The sequence below is a fragment of the Prodigiosinella aquatilis genome, from assembly GCA_030388725.1.
GTDB lineage: Bacteria > Pseudomonadota > Gammaproteobacteria > Enterobacterales > Enterobacteriaceae > Prodigiosinella > Prodigiosinella aquatilis.
In genome coordinates, this window is the sequence record CP128857.1 from 860,585 (window position 1) to 878,965 (window position 18,381).

General features: G+C 52.0%; 15 protein-coding genes. 12 read left to right on the plus strand and 3 right to left on the minus strand.

Annotation, left to right across the window (positions count from 1 at the left end; all coding sequences use genetic code 11):
* Positions 1-35 precede the first annotated feature (35 nt).
* On the minus strand, positions 36-971 hold the full coding sequence (locus PCO85_04090) for a LysR family transcriptional regulator (GenBank protein ID WJV54638.1): 936 nt from the start codon (positions 969-971) through the stop codon (positions 36-38).
* 164 nt (positions 972-1,135) lie between these two features.
* Here PCO85_04090 and PCO85_04095 point away from each other — a divergent pair, with 164 nt between their 5' ends.
* The 3 genes from PCO85_04095 to PCO85_04105 are packed head-to-tail and all read left to right on the plus strand — an operon-like array spanning position 1,136 to position 3,217.
* On the plus strand, positions 1,136-1,846 hold the full coding sequence (locus PCO85_04095) for an SDR family NAD(P)-dependent oxidoreductase (protein WJV54639.1): 711 nt from the start codon (positions 1,136-1,138) through the stop codon (positions 1,844-1,846).
* Positions 1,847-1,859: 13 nt separating this feature from the next.
* The gene (locus PCO85_04100) at positions 1,860-2,876 is read left to right on the plus strand and encodes an amidohydrolase family protein (GenBank protein ID WJV55987.1); all 1,017 of its coding nucleotides are present in this window, start codon (positions 1,860-1,862) and stop codon (positions 2,874-2,876) included.
* Positions 2,877-2,932: 56 nt separating this feature from the next.
* Positions 2,933-3,217, plus strand: a complete 285-nt coding sequence (locus PCO85_04105) for a YciI family protein (protein WJV54640.1) — start codon at positions 2,933-2,935, stop codon at positions 3,215-3,217.
* 46 nt (positions 3,218-3,263) lie between these two features.
* On the opposite strand, the gene ddlA is transcribed toward PCO85_04105, so the two are convergent.
* The gene (gene ddlA, locus PCO85_04110) at positions 3,264-4,361 is read right to left on the minus strand and encodes a D-alanine--D-alanine ligase (protein ID WJV54641.1); all 1,098 of its coding nucleotides are present in this window, start codon (positions 4,359-4,361) and stop codon (positions 3,264-3,266) included.
* Between the two features lie 238 nt (positions 4,362-4,599).
* Here ddlA and PCO85_04115 point away from each other — a divergent pair, with 238 nt between their 5' ends.
* From PCO85_04115 to PCO85_04130, 4 genes are all read left to right on the plus strand, one after another.
* On the plus strand, positions 4,600-5,427 hold the full coding sequence (locus PCO85_04115; GenBank protein ID WJV54642.1) for a helix-turn-helix domain-containing protein: 828 nt from the start codon (positions 4,600-4,602) through the stop codon (positions 5,425-5,427).
* Between the two features lie 151 nt (positions 5,428-5,578).
* The gene (locus PCO85_04120) at positions 5,579-6,937 is read left to right on the plus strand and encodes an aminotransferase class III-fold pyridoxal phosphate-dependent enzyme (protein WJV54643.1); all 1,359 of its coding nucleotides are present in this window, start codon (positions 5,579-5,581) and stop codon (positions 6,935-6,937) included.
* Positions 6,938-6,972: 35 nt separating this feature from the next.
* Positions 6,973-8,127: an iron-containing alcohol dehydrogenase gene (locus PCO85_04125; protein ID WJV54644.1), complete on the plus strand. Its 1,155-nt coding sequence runs from the start codon at positions 6,973-6,975 to the stop codon at positions 8,125-8,127.
* A gap of 57 nt (positions 8,128-8,184) precedes the next feature.
* Positions 8,185-9,627, plus strand: a complete 1,443-nt coding sequence (locus PCO85_04130) for an APC family permease (GenBank protein ID WJV55988.1) — start codon at positions 8,185-8,187, stop codon at positions 9,625-9,627.
* A 122-nt stretch (positions 9,628-9,749) separates the two neighbouring features.
* Here PCO85_04130 and PCO85_04135 read toward each other — a convergent pair whose 3' ends face one another.
* Positions 9,750-10,610: a MurR/RpiR family transcriptional regulator gene (locus PCO85_04135; GenBank protein ID WJV54645.1), complete on the minus strand. Its 861-nt coding sequence runs from the start codon at positions 10,608-10,610 to the stop codon at positions 9,750-9,752.
* Positions 10,611-10,928: 318 nt separating this feature from the next.
* On the opposite strand from PCO85_04135, the gene PCO85_04140 reads away from it, so the two are divergent.
* The 5 genes from PCO85_04140 to PCO85_04160 all read left to right on the plus strand — a co-directional run bounded on the left by PCO85_04140 (position 10,929) and on the right by PCO85_04160 (position 18,378).
* Complete coding sequence (locus tag PCO85_04140; protein WJV54646.1) at positions 10,929-12,440, plus strand: CoA-acylating methylmalonate-semialdehyde dehydrogenase; 1,512 nt, start codon at positions 10,929-10,931, stop codon at positions 12,438-12,440.
* 55 nt (positions 12,441-12,495) lie between these two features.
* Positions 12,496-14,427 (plus strand): 3D-(3,5/4)-trihydroxycyclohexane-1,2-dione acylhydrolase (decyclizing), encoded by a 1,932-nt coding sequence (iolD, locus tag PCO85_04145; GenBank protein WJV55989.1) that lies wholly within the window; start codon positions 12,496-12,498, stop codon positions 14,425-14,427.
* Positions 14,428-14,799: 372 nt separating this feature from the next.
* Positions 14,800-15,786 (plus strand): inositol 2-dehydrogenase, encoded by a 987-nt coding sequence (gene iolG / locus PCO85_04150; GenBank protein ID WJV54647.1) that lies wholly within the window; start codon positions 14,800-14,802, stop codon positions 15,784-15,786.
* 52 nt (positions 15,787-15,838) lie between these two features.
* Positions 15,839-16,777: a substrate-binding domain-containing protein gene (locus PCO85_04155; GenBank protein ID WJV54648.1), complete on the plus strand. Its 939-nt coding sequence runs from the start codon at positions 15,839-15,841 to the stop codon at positions 16,775-16,777.
* 53 nt (positions 16,778-16,830) lie between these two features.
* Positions 16,831-18,378: a sugar ABC transporter ATP-binding protein gene (locus PCO85_04160; GenBank protein ID WJV54649.1), complete on the plus strand. Its 1,548-nt coding sequence runs from the start codon at positions 16,831-16,833 to the stop codon at positions 18,376-18,378.
* The last annotated feature ends 3 nt before the right edge of the window (positions 18,379-18,381 follow it).

The window sequence follows — 18,381 nt, forward strand, 5'->3', positions numbered from 1 at the left end:
GTTGGTGAGGCTGATACACCCTGACCGATTCATTGCTATGAGATGCGGATTAACTCCGGCACCTGTTGTTGGCAGGTGCTCAACACTAATTGCCGAAGCCAGCGGTGTGCGGGATCAACCTCAGAACGCGGATGCCACATCTGCGATACCGTAATTGGTTTGGTTTTCACAGGAAGTTCAAAAGCGCAAAGTGCGTTAGTCGCCCAAGATCCATCAATACGGATAAAGAAAGATGCTGGCACGAGCGCCACGAGATCCGTTGCCTGAGCCACTGCCAATGCAGCAGAAAAGCCTGGAACCACGGCGGTAATTTTCCGTTCTAAACCTAATTCCGCCAGCGCTTCATCTACCGGCCCGCGTATTTGTCCACGGCGTGAAGCCACTACATGTGCTAAAGAAGCATACTGCGCCGCGTTTACTCCGCGTTCGGCCAAAAATGGATGATCTTTTCTTACCACGCCGATGAAACGGTCCCTGAAAAGTGCTTGCAAGCGTATTTCTGGCCCCATCTCCCCTAAGACACCGATCTCAAGATCAACCAGACCTTCTCGCAAATGTCTTGAGGTCTTCTCTGGTTTTGGCGCAAAGCGCAGACACACTAAAGGTGCTACCGCTGCGGCGGCAGCGATAAGTGACGCGCCAAAAACCTCGACAAAGCCATCGTTGGTGCGAAGGGTAAAGGTTCGTTCCAGCGTGGATAAATTCAGTTCTGACGACGAGGGACGCAGTACGGCGCGAGCCTCAAATACTGCGCGCTGAGTGCGCTCACGTATCTCTTCAGCATAAGGTGTCAACACCATATTACGGCCTGCCCGAACCAGTAAGGGATCGCCGGTTACGCCGCGAAGGCGGCTGAGGGTACGGCTCATCGCTGAAGCACTTAAGCCGAGGCGACGAGCAGCGCCAGCCACGCTTCCTTCGGCAAGAAGGACGTTGAGTGCAATGAGTAAATTGAGATCGGGTTCAGTCATGCTGCATTGTATTCCGATCTGAAAAACGAGGGAAGGCGTTTGATGCATGTTATCAATGCAAATGCTGCGTCTTCCGCCATGTCTTCTGTATGGCTATATTTCATGAACCAAACCACGACGGATATTGGTTTTGATGTCAGTACCAAACTCAGAGGAAATAACTAATGCAAACCAAGAAGTCGCAAAAAACGGTTCTTCTTATCGGAGCATCACGTGGCCTTGGCCATGCCATGGCGATCGAATTTTTAAAAAAAGGGTGGAATGTTGTCGGTACGGTACGTGGTGGAAAAACCCGGACCCAGCTGCATGATCTGGCAGATGAATATCGCGGTCGGGTCGAGATCGAAACGCTGGATATCTGCGACCAGAATCAACTGGCGGCGTTGCATGACCGCCTGTATGGCAGAATATTCGATATGCTATTTGTCAATGCCGGGACGACCAATCGGGATCCGACAGAAACTGTTGGCGAGGTGGCTACCGATGACTTCATACATGTCATGATCACTAACGCTCTTAGCCCGATGCGTGTTATCGAAAGCCTGGAGTGCTACGTTGGCGAGACAGGTTTGATCGGCGTGATGTCGTCTGGGCAGGGGAGCATCAGCAATAATGAGACCGGCATGCGTGAGGTATATCGCGGCAGCAAGGCGGCCCTGAACATGTTCATGCGAAGTTTCGCGGCTCGTCAGGCCGGAACATCGCGTGCAATGGTGGCAATGGCGCCGGGCTGGATCAATACCGCCTTAGGTGGCCCGGAAGCACCGCTTACCATCGAAGACAGTATTCCCAGCCTGGTCAATGTCCTTCTCTTGAAACAGAGTAAACCGGGCCTGGAATATCTCGATTATCTTGGTCGCACTATCCCTTGGTGAAATGGCAATTATGATGAAATTGGTAGGTATTGAAGAACATTTTCTTACTACAGAGGTTCACCAAGCCTGGAATGAGATTGGTCTCGAGGCGTCAGACCCCAGTATTGTTCTCCATTCGGGTCCAATAGGGAGACGCCTCCTTGATCTCGCCGATGAGCGGCTCTCCCTCATGGACGAAAGCGGAGTAGATGTTCAGGTTCTATCACTCACCACGCCGGCACTTCACGATTTGGGACATGAAAGCCTCGAGATGGCGAGGCGTATTAATGACGCGATAGCAGAGGTGGTCACGCGACATCCAGATCGGTTCCAAGCACTGGCAACATTGCCCGTCACGATGCCTGACGAAGCGGCACTGGAACTTGAACGGTGTATCCGGACACTTGGATTCAAAGGGGGGATGTTGTGTGGAGGAACCGGCGCTGGCAACATAGACGATCCGGTTTTTTTGCCGATTTTTCGCTGCGCTGAAACATTGAATGCGCCGATATTTCTCCATCCACGAGTCCCGGATCCGGTTGTAAGAGATAGATATTATTCGGGATTCAGCCAGGAGGTAAATGCCGCATTCTCAACATATGGGCTTGGCTGGCATTATGATGCGGGCATTCAGTTTATCCGTCTTGTTCTTGCCGGGCATTTCGATCGTATGCCTGGTCTTCAGGTCATTCTGGGCCATTGGGGAGAGTTGGTGTTATTTTATGCGGAGCGCCTTGCTGCCATGGATCACGTGGCGGGTCTGGCTCACCCCATCGCGACATACCTGCGTAGCAATCTTTATGTTACGGCAAGCGGTATGTTCCTCCCTCATTTTCTGGAGCGAGCTGCCGCTATCGTGGGTACGGATCGCCTGCTGTTTTCTACTGACTTCCCGTATCAATATCGGTTGGGCCGCGAAGCGCGACGTTTCCTGGAAGAGTGTGGTCTGGATGACGAAGGAAAGGCAAGTTTTGCTTATGGCAACTGGATGCGGCTGACTGGCGATGTTGGAAAAAGCACGCTTTCTGAGAATGAGTGCAACAACAAATAGTCTTAACATACAATGAGTTCTATCCCTCAAATGAATCCTTATAAGGATAAACAACCATGTATATTATCAATCTGACCTATAAAACCAGCCTGGATCAGGTGGAAGCCTTGTTGGCGGCACATATCAGCTGGCTGAAACAAGGGTATGAACAGGGTCTTTTTATTGCGTCCGGACGTAAAAATCCTCGTGTTGGTGGGGTGATTCTGGCGAAAAGTATGGAACGGGCGGCATTAGATGCGTTCCTGCGGCAGGATCCGTTTCAGGCGGTGGCCAGTTACGACATCACTGATTTCCAGCCTTCGATGACCACAGAGGCATTTAGTGCGTTAACCCATATCTGATCCTGGTGGGTATTGGCCCTGACACGATTGTGCCGGGCCGAACCGGTTAACGTACCGAGCTTTGCAGGTTACTGTCCTGCGTGTGACGCTCCAGCGCCAGCTCGATCAGGATAGTAATCAGCGACGTGTAGTCAATGCCGCTCGCTTCCCACAGCTTGGGATACATACTGATATTGGTAAAACCGGGCAAGGTGTTCACTTCGTTGACGATGATGTCTTCATCGTTGGTCAGAAACACATCCACCCGGGCCATGCCTTGACATTCCAGTGTCTGGAAAGCGGTTAATGCCACGGCACGGATACGGTCATGGGTTTCCGGTGACAGCTTGGCCGGTATCGTCACTGCCGCGCCATTTTCGTTGATGTACTTGGTATCGTATGAGTAAAACTCGTCATGGAGCTCAATTTCCCCACACACGCTGGCTTGTGGTGAATCGTTACCCAGGACGGCGCATTCGATTTCGCGTCCGGCAATAGCGGACTCCACCAGCACCTTATGGTCATAACGGAATGCCAGTTCAACGGCCTGACGGAATTCGGCCTCGTTTCTTGCTTTGCTGACGCCCACCGAAGAACCCTGATTAGCCGGTTTAACAAACAGTGGCAGCCCAAGCCGGGCGGTCACGGTGGCGAAATTATGCTGACTACGATTAGCGCGGGTGAGCGTTACAAACGGCGCAACCTGCAAACCGGCATCGCGCAGCAGACGCTTGGTGACATCTTTATCCATGCTGACGGCGGAGCCCAGCACGTTACTGCCGACAAACGGGATATTGGCCATGCGCAGCAAGCCTTGCAGGGATCCGTCTTCGCCAAGTGTGCCGTGGACAATCGGAAAAATCACATCCAGTTGTGACAATGCGTTGGCACTGTGCGTCTCAATCAACTGATGATGAGTCTGGCCCGGTATCAGCGCGACATTCTGATTTGAGCGGTTGAGGGCAATCAATGCCGGATTTTCCGCATTCAGTAAATAATTGGATGCATCATTAATGTGCCACTCTCCCTGCTTATCAATGCCCAGCAGTGTGACGTCAAATCTGGTTTTATCGATGGCATCGACGATATTTTTTGCCGATTGCAGTGACACTTCATGCTCGGCGGATTTTCCGCCAAACACCACACCAACCCGAATCTTATTCATATGAATATTCCTGTTACGAAGCGTTTTTATCGCTCGTGTTCAGTCAATTTTGCTAAATGAAACCGCTAATTTCCTGCCGGTGCAAGGCTAACTTATTCCTGATGGCTATTTTTAATGGTGTTATCGGCGCTTGCCCGTATGAATAGACATTCTTTGGTGTTAACGAGAGACAAGAGAGCAGCCGTGTATGGCGTAGAAATTGCTTAATCCTGGAACTCATCCTTGGTGACAGGAATTGATGATGGCTACCAATACACAAGGTGTAATAATTAAACCATTGCAACCGTGGTTTGTGATGAATGCGGCGGAAACCTACCTGAAGAAAAGCCTGAGTAATTCTCCGATAGCGCACTTTTACAGTTTCTCTATCGCAAAGGGGCAAAAGGCCACACTGGTGGTGCCGGACGGCAGCATTGATATCCTGTTTAACTGTAGCGATCTTTATCCTCATGGACGGGTTTGTGGCAGCACTCTTGCGGCACGGCCTGTCGAGTTATGTCCGGGAGAGCGCTATTTCGGGGTGCGATTTATGCCTGGGGTGATGCCGGATTTTCTGGACCTTTCCGCCATTGATCTGGCTGGAAAGGAAATTTCTTTTCAGGATGCGATACCGGGAGCGTATTCATTGTTTGAGCGTCTGGTCAGCAGCCATGATTTTGATTATCAGATTGCGCTGTTCTGCCATCACTTTGGCCAACATCTGAGCCGTTCATCATCACAACTGCTGCTGCAACTGATTGATATTATTATGGCGCACAATGGCGTGATCCGAATTGAACAACTGGAGCAAAAAACGTTGTATTCGGCACGTTATATCCACCGGCTGTTCAGTTCTCACTGCGGTATGTCGACGAAGGCCTTTTGCAGCACTATTCGTTTTCAACGTGCACTTTCCCTGTTGAATCAAGGAGAAAAACAGAATATGGCGGCATTGGCACAACAATTGGGATACGCCGACCAGTCCCATTTTTTACGTGAGTTCAAACAGTTTGCATTGTGTTCGCCTAGAGAATATCTCTCTGGTATTCAAGCCACTCATTATCAGTCCCGTATTTGTCAGCACTGATCATTCTGCGCTTTTTTAGTGCATAAATGCGCCACAAATGGACATTTATGCACCATCCCCAGTACCGATTTATTCTATTTCCCCGCTTCTGCATCCGGTTATAAACGCTTCAGGACTAATGAATAATCAACCATGCTGATGTGAGGTTCCCATGACCAATAACACGATAATTCCGGGTTTTTACACCATTGATGAAGCGCTAGCGCTGGACGGTAAGACCACGAAGGCTCTGCAATTAATGCATCTTAACCGTCTACGTTCACTGGATGGACATGCCAAGTATTTTGTGAAGGCGGAGGGCTGCTCATTCATTGATGAAAATGGTGACAATCACCTTGATATGATTGGCGCCGTGGGGGTTGTTTCCGTTGGGAACAATAATGAATTCGTCTGGTCATGTCTACAAAAATGCTTTGATAACAAAGAGTTTATGATGGGGGCGATTTCCTATCATCGTGTGACCGCCGCATTGGCGCATAACCTGGCGCTGCTTTCACCACAAGGCAAACTGACCAAAGTGGGCACGGCAACCGGTGGGGCCGAGGCGATTGAAGGCATGATCAAACTGGTGAAGTTGGGGACGCGCCACAAGCCGGAGAAAACGCATTTACTGGCAACGCTGGGGGCATTCCACGGCAAAACGTCTGGCGCGGTATCGCTGGGTGGGAAAGACAAATGGCGTGACGGACAGTACCCAACCTTACCAAATATTGACCACATTACCTACGGTTCAGCGCGTGAACTGGAACAGGCACTTGCTACCGGGAAATATAAAGCGTTTGTGGTTGAGCCGATTCAGGGTGAAGGCGGCATTATCGTGCCTCCCGAAGGTTATTTACGCACCGCCCGTGAGCTGTGTGATCGTTATGACACGCTGTTGGTACTGGATGAAATCCAGTGTGGTGCCGCCCGAACAGGTAAGTTCTGGTGTTGTGAACATGAGGATGTAGTGCCGGATTGCATTGTTTTTGCCAAAGGATTATCTGGCGGTCTGGTGCCCTTCGGCGGATATCTGTGCACGGAAGCATTGTATGAAGCGGCGTATGGCAGCATTGAAACCTGCTATCACCACACCGCTACCTATCAGGAAAACACATTGAGTGCCGCCGCCGCGTTGGGTGCGCTGCAATTTATCCTCGAAAACGATCTCTGTGGCATGGCAGAACGTAAGGGCGAACTGATGATGCGGCGTCTGCGTGAGGTTCAAGTCCGTTACCCACAGGTCATTAAAGAGGTTCGCGGTAAAGGGCTGATGATCGGTGTGGAATTCGGGAAGATCCCGGTCAGTCAGCAGGCAGACTTTGGCGAATATTACGCGGCGTCGATTGCCGGCCAGATGGTAGAAACATGGCGGGTTCAGGTGAACTTCACCTTCAACAATCTGGCGGTATTCCGCTTTCTGCCCCCATTAATCATCAGCGATGAAGAACTGGAATACGGGCTGAAATCCTTTGAGGCCTCGGTTGAGCATGTGGTCAATCTGGTGACAGAACATGCCGTGACGATGTGAGTCCACCGATATTCATGACGATGGGGATGATATCAATGAAATTTAACTATGTTCAGCCGGTTAACCTCATTTTTGGTTGGGGCGAAGCGAAGCGGGTCGGCAATACGGTGGCTGGAATAGGTCGTAGGGCATTACTGGTTACCGGTCAAAGCAGTTGCCGTAAAACCGGGCTGTTGGAGCGTGTTGTCGGGTTGTTGGATGCTGTCGATGTGATGTCGGTATTGTTTGACCAGGTGGAAGCCAACCCGCTTACCACCACCATTGATGCAGGCAGTCGTCTGGCTCGTGAACAAGGGTGCGATGTGGTCCTCGGGGTCGGTGGCGGCAGTGTCATGGATTCCGCCAAGGGTATCGCGTTCATGTCTACGCATCAGGGCACGATCGCGGATTATCTGCATCAGTCTGCACCAGAAGGTAAAGGATTGCCTTTGATACTGATGACCACTACTGCGGGAACCGGAAGTGAGGGGAATTGTGCGGCGGTTTTTACCAATCCGTATACGCATGCAAAACAGGTGCTTATGACACCGTCCTTGTTTGCACACAGTGCCATTATAGACCCTGAACTGATGGTGACCCAGTCTCCGTCCATGGTGGCGTCAACCGGGTTTGATGCTTTATCTCATAATATTGAGGCTCTGGTGGGCCGCTACGCCCAGCCGATGACGGAAATCATGAGTCTGAAGGCGATCAGCCTGTTGGCGCGAGCGTTGCCTCGCGTGTACCACGATGTCAATGATCGGGATGCCTGGGAAAAGGTGTGCTGGGCTAACACGTTGGGTGGGATGTCAATTGGTCTGTCAGCCTGCGGGCTGCCGCATGCGATGGAACATCCGTTGAGCGGTCTGTACAACATTACCCACGGACAAGGGCTGGCGGCACTTTACCCTGAACTGATGCGTTTTTCCTGGCGTAGTAATATTCCCGGTTTCGCGGCGATTGCCCGGGCGATGGACGACGACTGTGTGTATCTGAGCGAGATCGATCAAGCCAAACAGAGTATCGAACAGGTGAAACACCTGCTTCAGGAAGTAAACATGATCTTCACGTTGCGTGACTTGGGTGTGGATGAAAAAGATATACCGTGGATGGCGGAAAACTGCGTGCAGACCATGGATATCAGCATCCAGCAAAATCCACGTGTTGCTACACAGGAAGAGATCGAAGCATTGTACCGGGCCTGTTTATAACGCCGGGTAACAATAGCCTGCGGTTTTTTCTATCGTCTCTCGTCGCAGGAGTCCATGATGAAAGAAAATCATTTAAAAAAGAATAGTTTGGGATTATGGTCGCTGGTGTTCTTCGTGGTAGCGGCCGCCTCGCCTCTGACCGGTGTCATTGGTGGATTACCGGTGGCCATTGCGTCCGGTAACGGTGCTGGTATCCCCGCCATCTATGTGCTGGCTGGCATTATTCTGCTGGTATTTTCTTTTGGTTATATTGCCATGAGCCGTTATGTGACCAATGCTGGGGCGTTTTACAGTTACATTTCCCTGGGATTGGGACGGTATACGGGTATGAGTGCCCTGATGGTGGTTCTGCTGGCCTATTTTTCCATTCAGATTGCGGTTATTGCCCTGTTCGGATTTTTCAGTGGTATGTATGTGCATGACCATCTGGGAATTGACCTGCCATGGTGGGCCTATAGTGCCGCCATGCTGCTATTAGTGTGTTTTCTGGGCATCGAAAGTGTTGAGATCGGCGGTAAGGTATTGGGGATTCTGATGTTGATGGAGGTCGGTATCGTCTTACTGCTGGATGTGGCTATCCTGGGTACGCACAGTGTGAGCCAGCTGAATGTCGCGTCCTTCACACCGGAAGTGATCAATCAAGGCAGTATCGGTATTGCACTGATTTTCAGTATTGCTGGATTTATCGGCTTCGAATCCACTGCGATTTATGGTGAAGAGTGCCGGAACCCCGGAAAAACCATTCCCCGCGCCACACTGCTGGCCGTGGTTCTGATCACATTATTCTTTACCCTGACCAGTTGGTCCCTGGTACAGGCTTATGGTGTCGACCAGATCCGTGCACAGGCAATAAATAATCCGGGGCGATTTATCTTTGATATTTCCCGGAATCTGTTGGGTCCCTGGTCTGAACAGGTCATGTCATTGCTGTTGATTACCAGCTTATTCGCGGCCACGCAGGCGTTTCACAATAATATTGCCCGATATCTGTTCAGTATCAGTCGTGATGGTTTTCTCTGGTCGAAAATGGCAAAAATCAGGGGAGCTAAAGGCACACCTTATGTTGCCAGCCTGACACAGACAGCGTTTGTGCTGATATTGTTACTGCTCATGGTGCTGTCCAGACTGGATCCTATGATGAATATCTTTGCCTGGGGTTCGGCGATGGCAACAATGGCGATCTTGCTTCTGCAAGCCGGGGTTTCCGTGGCGGTAATTCAGTTTTTTCGTCGTGAGAAGCAGCATCCGGTTTCTGCCTGGAGTCGCCTGTGGGCGCCGATGATGTCAGTTATTTTCATGCTGGCCGCATTGATTATGGTAACGAGCAATCTGGATGTCCTCAGTGGCACTTCTTCCAGGGCAGTGTTCCTCATTCCATGGCTGGTATCGGGTATCGCGCTGTCGGGGTACGGATTGGCGTATTGGACTCAGGGACGTTTACCCGTTAATCCGCCATTAACGCTGCCGCGTGTGGATAACCCGCATAGTGAGCCGCGTTAAAAATCAGCAGGTGGTAAGTTATTATTTACCCGAAGACGAGAAAGGAGGCGGTTCTCCGAAGGAATCGCTTTACTCGTGCCCCCTCATTGATGCGGCCTTATGATTCTCGGCTCTCCGGTTGATCAGGTTCGCTGTTGCTTCCCTGGCGTTTGTCTGCCGCCGTTGCCTTGTTGATATGCCAGCGACACCATTAACGATTGTACCAGGCACAGCGTGGCAGACTGGGAACGGAACGCATCCACTTGCGCTTCTTTTATCACGAAGCACACATCACTGAGTGTTGCCAACGGACTTATCTGGCTGTCAGTAATCACAATCTGGCGTGCGCCAGCGGTAGCGGCCATTTCGCTGGCCATCATGGTTTCCTGCGCATAGGGGGAAAAGCTGATGGAAACTACGATGTCCTTGTCGCTAATCCTGCTGAGCTGCTCGCGAAACATGCCACCGAGCCCATTAACCAATATCGGGCGACTCTCCAGATGGCTCAGCGCGTAGGCCAGATAGGAGGCTACGCTGAAGGAACGCCGTAATCCGACAATGTAAATGGTATCGGCATGCGCCAGTAAATCGACCGCTTTCTGCAAATCTTCCGGTGGTATACGTGCTGCCAGTTGCTGCATAGCCTGCGCGTTTGAACGGGCAAATTCATGCAGAATGTCGAGCGGGGTTTCCGGCACCGTTTCCGTTTCCATTTCGCGGAACAGGCGCGCCCGGTCGGTATAGCTGGCCGTTTCTTCCACCAGATTCATGCGGAACAACTGTTTCATTTCGTTGAACCCGCTGAAATCAAAGGCATTGGCAAAACGGATCAGCGTCGAGGGAGGAACGTCCGCCTGTTCGGCAATCACGGCCACCGTGTCAAATGCCACGCTGTTGGTATTATCAAGCACATAGCGTGACACCTGCTGTAGACGCTTACTCAGCGTATCGTAACGGTCGCGGATCTGCTCTTGTAACTCTCTCAGGCTGGTCGCCACAGACATAATTTTTCTCCCCAGAAGGAGCCTATCCCAAATAGGTCCTTACTTATTGATTCTAGTGACTTATGCTGTCATTTCAAACGTCTTTTTCATGTTTGCCCACAAAAATAGAACATACAGTTCAATCCAGGATGACGACATTCAAACCAAAAACGCTGGCGTATCTCATTAAAAACCGCAGCATTCCGGTTACATAAAAACTCGTCTTGGATCACAATAATTAATATTTATTTTATTTCAACTTAAAATAGAATATTTATTTCATATACAGTAATCCCGTACCTGCCACTTATCACCCTTAAACCCCATAGAGGTGTCAACATGGAAACCATATCTAGTTTTATTCAGGGGGCAGTGACCTCCGGTAGCAGTCAACGTTATGCGGCCGTATATAACCCGGCGACGGGTGAGCAGATTCGTCAGGTCGCCATGAGCAACGCGAACGACGTGAAACAGGCGATCAGTGTAGCGGCGGCGGCATTCCCGGCGTGGTCCAGACACTCCCCGTTACGGCGTGCGCGCGTCATGTTCCGTTTCAAAGCGTTGTTGGAAGAAAACATGGATACTCTGGCCTGGTTGATATCGGAAGAACATGGCAAGGTCTATTCTGATGCCGTGGGAGAATTGACCCGTGGGTTGGAAGTGGTGGAGTTTGCCTGCGGTATTCCGCACCTGCAAAAAGGGGAGCATTCCGCCAACGTAGGAACCGGCGTTGACAGCCATTCGCTGATGCAGCCGCTGGGTGTCTGTGTCGGTATTACACCATTCAATTTCCCGGCTATGGTTCCCATGTGGATGTTCCCCATCGCGTTGGCCACCGGTAATACGTTTGTGCTCAAACCTTCCGAGAAAGACCCGTCGCTTTCACTGATGTTGGCTCAGTTACTGAAGGAGGCTGGTCTGCCGGATGGTGTATTCAACGTGGTTCAAGGGGATAAAGAAGCAGTGGATGTGTTGCTGACAGACCCGCGTGTTCAGGCAGTAAGCTTTGTGGGATCAACACCGGTGGCGGAATACATTTATCGTACCGCGTCCGCACAGGGTAAACGTTGTCAGGCGCTGGGTGGCGCTAAAAACCACTGCATCCTGATGCCAGATGCGGATATGAATATGGCTGCCAGCGCCATTATGGGCGCCGGTTTCGGTGCGGCAGGCGAGCGCTGTATGGCGCTGTCGGTGGTGGTGGCGGTAGGTGATGATACAGCCGATGCGCTGTGCCAGCGTCTGGAACAACAGATTGGTGCGATGCGTGTCGGACCGGGGATAACCGAAGAGCCGGAAAATGAAATGGGACCGGTTATCACGGCGCAGCATAAAGACAAAATCGCGGGTTACATTCAGAGCGGCGTGGACCAGGGGGCAACGCTGCGGGTTGACGGGCGCACACTGAGCGTTCCCGATCATGAACAGGGTTACTTTATTGGCCCAACGCTGTTTGACAACGTCACACCAGAAATGAAAATTTACCGTGAAGAGATTTTTGGGCCGGTACTGGCTGTGGTAAGAGTACCGGACTATCAGACGGCGCTGACGCTGATTAACCGCCATGAATACGGTAATGGTACGGCGATTTTCACCCGCGATGGCGAAACGGCGCGGCAGTTCTGTGAGGATGTGCAAGCTGGAATGGTGGGTGTCAATGTACCGATTCCGGTGCCGATGGCGTTCCACAGTTTCGGTGGCTGGAAACGCTCCATATTCGGGCCGCTTAATGTGCACGGTAGCGACGGTGTGCGTTTTTACACCCGGATGAAAACCGTCACCAGTCGTTGGCCGGCCAGTGTACGCCTTGAGCAGCATACCAGCAGTTTTGTAATGCCAACGCTGGAGTGATTGATTCCACTTTAGGGCCTGTCTGACAGGCCGCTGAATTTGCAGGAGCCGTATGATGGATACGCTACGAATGACGATGGCGCAGGCGCTGGTCAGGTTTCTCTCCCAGCAGTATGTCAGCGTGGATGGTGAGGAATCCCCATTTGTGCACGGTGTGATGACCATTTTCGGGCATGGGAATGTGCTGGGCATCGGTCAGGCACTGGAGCAAGATGCCGGACATCTACTGGTTCATCAGGGATGTAACGAACAGGGAATGGCGCATATCGCCGTCGGTTTTGCCAGACAGCACAAGCGCAAGAAAATTTACGCGGTGACGTCATCGGTAGGGCCGGGTGCCGCCAATATGATCACGGCGGCGGCCACCGCCACCGCGAACCGGATTCCGGTGTTACTGTTACCGGGGGATCTGTTTGCCTGTCGCCAGCCTGATCCGGTATTGCAGCAGATCGAGCAATATCACGACCTTTCAATCAGTACGAATGACTGTTTCAAACCGGTATCACGGTACTGGGATCGGATTAATCGTCCGGAACAACTGATGAGTGCGCTGATCAATGCCATGCGGGTATTGACCGATCCGGCAGATACTGGTGCGGTGACCCTGTGTTTACCGCAGGATGTACAGGCCGAGGTGTGGGATTATCCCGCCGCGTTTTTTCACAAACGGGTACACCATATCGAACGTCGTCCGCCGGATGCGACCCGGCTTGAAGACGCGGTGGCGTTGATTCGCCGCAAGCAGCGGCCGATGCTGATCTGCGGCGGTGGAGTCCGTTACGCTGAAGCCCACGCGGCATTTTTGCAATTTGCTGAGCAGTGTCATATTCCTTTCGGTGAAACGCAGGCGGGGAAAGGTGCGGTGGTGTCTTCGCACCCACTCAACTGCGGTGGTATCGGCGTGACCGGTGGCCTGGCGGCGAACCGGTTAGCGCAGGACGCTGACCTGATTATCGGTGTCGGAACGCGGTTAACGGATTTTACCACCGGTTCCAAGCGATTGTTTCAACACCCGAATGTCGAATTTCTGCTGCTTAACGTCGCGGAGTTTGATGCGCTGAAACTGGATGCTACCGCATTGATTGCCGATGCGCGGGTCGGTTTGCAGATGCTATCCCAGCGTCTGGCGGCGGAGTCATATCACAGCCAGTATGGTGAGGCGATCACCATGGCGCGTGCGGCGTGGGACAATGAACGACAGCGGTTGTCCGCTATTCAGGATGACGGCGATCTGGTGCCGGAGATTGCTGATCAGCCTGGCGATAAACTGGATGAATACCGCACGACGCTCGGGACACATCTGACACAAACCCGGGTACTGGGGCTGCTGAATCAGGCGTTGGAAGCAGACGCGATTGTAGTCGGGGCGGCCGGGTCGTTACCGGGGGATTTGCAGCGTCTGTGGCAGGTGCGGACACCGGACAGCTATCACCTGGAATATGGTTACTCCTGCATGGGTTATGAAATTGCCGCGGCGATGGGTGCCCGGCTCGCCGCACCCCGTCAGCCCGTCTATGCGATGGTGGGGGACGGCTCATACCTGATGCTGCACTCGGAACTGCAAACAGCAGTACAGGAGGGCATAAAAATCACCATACTGTTGTTTGATAACGCCGGGTTTGGCTGTATCAACAACTTGCAGATGAGCCAGGGAATGGGCAGTTTCTGTACCGAAAACCGGCACCGCTGTAGTGAGTCAGGTCAACTGAGTGGCCCGTTGGTGTCGGTTGATTTTGCGAAAAATGCCGAGAGCTATGGCTGCAAGGCGTGGAAAGTACAAGATGAAGCATCACTTTTGCAGGCGCTGGAAGCGTCTCGCCAGCATCCGGGACCGGTGTTGCTGGATATCAAGGTGTTGCCGAAAACCATGACCCACGGCTATGAGTCCTGGTGGCGTACCGGTACTGCGCAAGTGGCAGATGATCCGGCTATTGAGTCGGCTGCCCGGCAGATACAGCTTCAGTTAATGGATGCCCGTCAGTATTAAGCATTCTCCTCTGCGTCATACTGCCAATCTGAATGGGCAGTATGACTTTTTTGAAATATACATTTCATTTTGTCGCTCAATCTACTGATATTCTCTTCTTCTGTCTTTCTCATCATGTTTCCCCGTACTAAGTCTTTCCTGCTGTATTTGTGATTTTGATAACAAAAATAACGCATCATGTCATGGAAATGTTAACTGCTACGCAAAAACATAATTTCCAGTTTTTATAAAATTGAAATAAATGTTTTATTTGCTTTAATTTTAGACATCAAAACCAGCGATACAAAGAAAGGGGAGGCGTTATGCGGGATGTCGCCTCCCAGCTCTACACCCAAACCATGTAAAAGATACTCAGGTATCAAGGGAGCCTCTATGTTTAACATTGCTTTATTGGGCGCCGGCCGCATTGGCCAGGTTCATGCCGTGAACATTTCGGCACACAAAGAAACTGCCCTTTATGCTGTGGTTGATCCCAATCCGCTGAATGCTCAGGCATTGTCGGAGAAATATCACGCCCGTATTCAGACTGTTGAAGACGTCATGAATGACCCTGACGTACATGCGGTGCTGATCGCCTCGGCTACCGACACTCATGCCGATCTGATTGAGCTGGCCGCCAAAAGCGGTAAGGCCATCTTCTGTGAAAAGCCGGTACATCTGGATATCACCCGCGTCCGTGACTGTCTGACGGTAGTGGAACAACAGCAGGTGCCGCTGTTTGTCGGCTTTAACCGCCGTTACGACCCACAGTTTCGCCGGGTGAAAACGCTGGCCGAAGAGGGCCGTATCGGCAAGGCCGAATCCCTGTTGATTATTTCCCGCGATCCGCTGCCACCCCCGGCTGAATATGTGCGCGTGTCTGGTGGGATGTTCCGTGACATGACGATTCATGATTTTGACATGGCCTGTTTCATCATGGGTGAGAAGCCGGTATCGGTGTTTGCTCAGGGCAGCAATCTGGTGGATCCGGCCATCGGCAAAGAGGGTGATATCGACACCGCCTTTGTGGTGCTGAAATTTGCTTCAGGTGCGATGGCTACCATCGTCAACAGTCGCCGCTCCGGTTACGGCTATGACCAGCGCCTTGAATTGCATGGCGCCAAAGGTGTGCTGAGCGCGGGCAATATTCGTGAAAACGTGGTGGAACAGTGGACAGACGAAGGCTGTCTGGCTGCCAAACCCGAACATTTTTTCCTGCAACGCTACCGTGATGCCTATGCCGCAGAATGGTGCCATTTCGTTGATGTCCTCAATGGCCGCACTCAGCCGGAGTGTACCGGTACGGATGGTGAGCGGGCGTTGTATCTGGCTGACAAAGCGCTTGAGTCTCTGGCTCAGGGCAAAGAAATCACGTTGTAACCTTACCTGCTAATAAAACCCTACGATCCCTAACCCAGTAGAGAAAAAAACAATGAAAAAGATAATCAACGTCACCGTCACCCTCATCGCACTCAGTATTGCGGGGTTGGCTCAGGCAAAGAATGAACAGATTGTTTTTAGTACCCCCAACCTTGCCATGCCGTTTGAGGTGCATATGCAACGCACCGCCGAGAAAGTCGCCAAAGATCTCGGCATTAACTTGCAAGTGCTGGATGGTCAGGGCAGCTCACCGAAACAGTCCTCTGATCTGGAAAATGCGATTACCCGCGGTGCACAGGGCTTTGTGGTATCACCCAATGACGTGAACGCGGTAGCCGGTTCCGTAAAAGAAATTCAGGATGCGCACCTGCCGGTCGTGACGCTGGACCGCTCGATAAACACCAAGCAAAAAGTGCCGCATTTCGGTGCCAATAACTACAAAGGCGGGCAGGCGATTGCCAATTTCGTCAAATCCCGATTCCCGAATGGCGCCGACATCATTCTGTTGACCGGACAACCGGGTTCTTCCTCCAACATTGAACGGACTAATGGTATTCGCGACAGCCTGAAGGCCGGTGGCAGCAAATACCATATCGTCGTTGACCAGAGCGGTAACTGGATGCGCTCACAAGGGATGAGCATTGTGGAAAGTGCACTGCCGGCGCTGCCTAAACGTCCGCAGGTGATTTTGTCAGCTAATGATGACATGGCACTGGGTGCTATCGAAGCGTTGCAGGAGGAGGGACTAAAACCGGGTGACGTGATGGTGACCGGGTTTGATGCCGTGCCAGAAGCATTGGCTCGTATTCGTGATGGCTGGATGGCGGTAACCGCCGACCAACGTCCAGGATACGCCGTGACGACTGCTCTGACGCAATTGACTGACAATATCCGTAACAAAACGCCCATCACCGGCGCCGACTACCCACCGATCATCATTACCAAAGATAACTTGAAGGATGCGGAGCGTATTGGGGAAATCAGCAAATAAATCAATCAAATACGGGCTGCTTTCCGGCGGCCCGTGCCGGAGGATTGCGATTCATGACTGAACCTTTACTGAAAATCACTGATCTGGCCAAGAGTTTTTCCGGTGTATGGGCGTTGAGCAAAGTTCAACTGACCGTGCTGCCGGGGGAAATACACGCCCTGCTGGGGGAAAACGGCGCCGGTAAATCGACGCTGTTGAAGGCCCTCTCAGGGGCACAACCACAGACCAGCGGCGATATCTGGTTTGGCGGTCGAGTGCTGTCGGCACAGGATTCGCCGGTTGATCGGCAAAAAGCCGGCATCATTACCATTTATCAGGAATTCAATCTGTTACCGAATATGACGGTGGCAGAAAACATGTTCCTTGGCCGGGAAATACTGCGTGGCAATCTGTTTGTAGAAAACGCGGCGGTCAATCAGGAAGCGAAATTGATATTGGATTATCTGCAACTGAATATCGCCCCCACCACCGAGGTCGCGAGGTTGAGTGTCGCGCAGCAGCAGATGGTGGAAATTGCCCGGGCGCTGACGCTCAATGCGCGGCTGATTGTGATGGATGAGCCGTCGGCGGCGCTCAGTGACAGTGAAGTGGCAAGCCTGCACCGGGTGGTTCGGGAGCTGAAAAACCGGGGCGTCAGTGTGATTTATGTGACGCATCGTCTGCACGAAGTCTTCCAGCTTTGTGAGCGTTTTACGGTGTTTCAAGATGGCCGTTATACCGGCTCGGGTGATGTTGCCGACACCAACGTTGAGGAAATTATTCGCATGATGGTGGGCCGTGATGTGGTGTTTGACCGGCGCCCGCTAGCCGAGACGAGCCATAAGGATAAGCCGGTCCGCCTACAGGTCATGGGACTGAGCCGGGAAAAATCGTCGCTTGATTCTCATGGCATCACGTTAAAAGACATCAGTTTCCAGGTTCATGCAGGTGAAGTGTTGGGTATCGCTGGATTGGTCGGCGCCGGGCGTACCGAAATCGCCCGCTGTCTGTTTGGCGCGGATGGATTTTCCACGGGTGAATTTATGTTGGATGGTCAGCCTTATCATCCCACCGACCCCATGCACGCATTGGAACAAGGCATCGCGCTGGTGCCGGAAGACCGTAAAAAAGAGGGGGCGGTGCTGGGGTTGTCCATTCGGGACAACATTTCGCTGTCCAGCCTCTCGTCATTACTGCATTGGCGCTGGTTCGTTGATACCCGCAAAGAGGACCAACTCATCGAATCCTATCGTCAGGCACTGCATATCAAGATGGTCGACAGCCAGCAGGAGGTGCGCAAGCTCTCTGGTGGCAATCAGCAAAAGGTCATTCTGGCGCGCTGTATGGCACTGAATCCCAAAGTGTTGATCGTAGATGAGCCGACGCGCGGTATTGATGTTGGTACCAAATCCGAAGTGCATCAGGTGTTGTTCGATATGGCGAAGCAGGGCGTGGCGGTCATTGTTATATCTTCTGATCTGCCGGAAATCATGGCGATTTCAGATCGGATCATCACGCTCAGTGAAGGGCGTGTGACCGGAGAAATACACGGCGACGACGCTACGGAAGAGAAACTGATGACCATGATGGCTATCTGCCACAACGCATTACACGCAGCATAACGG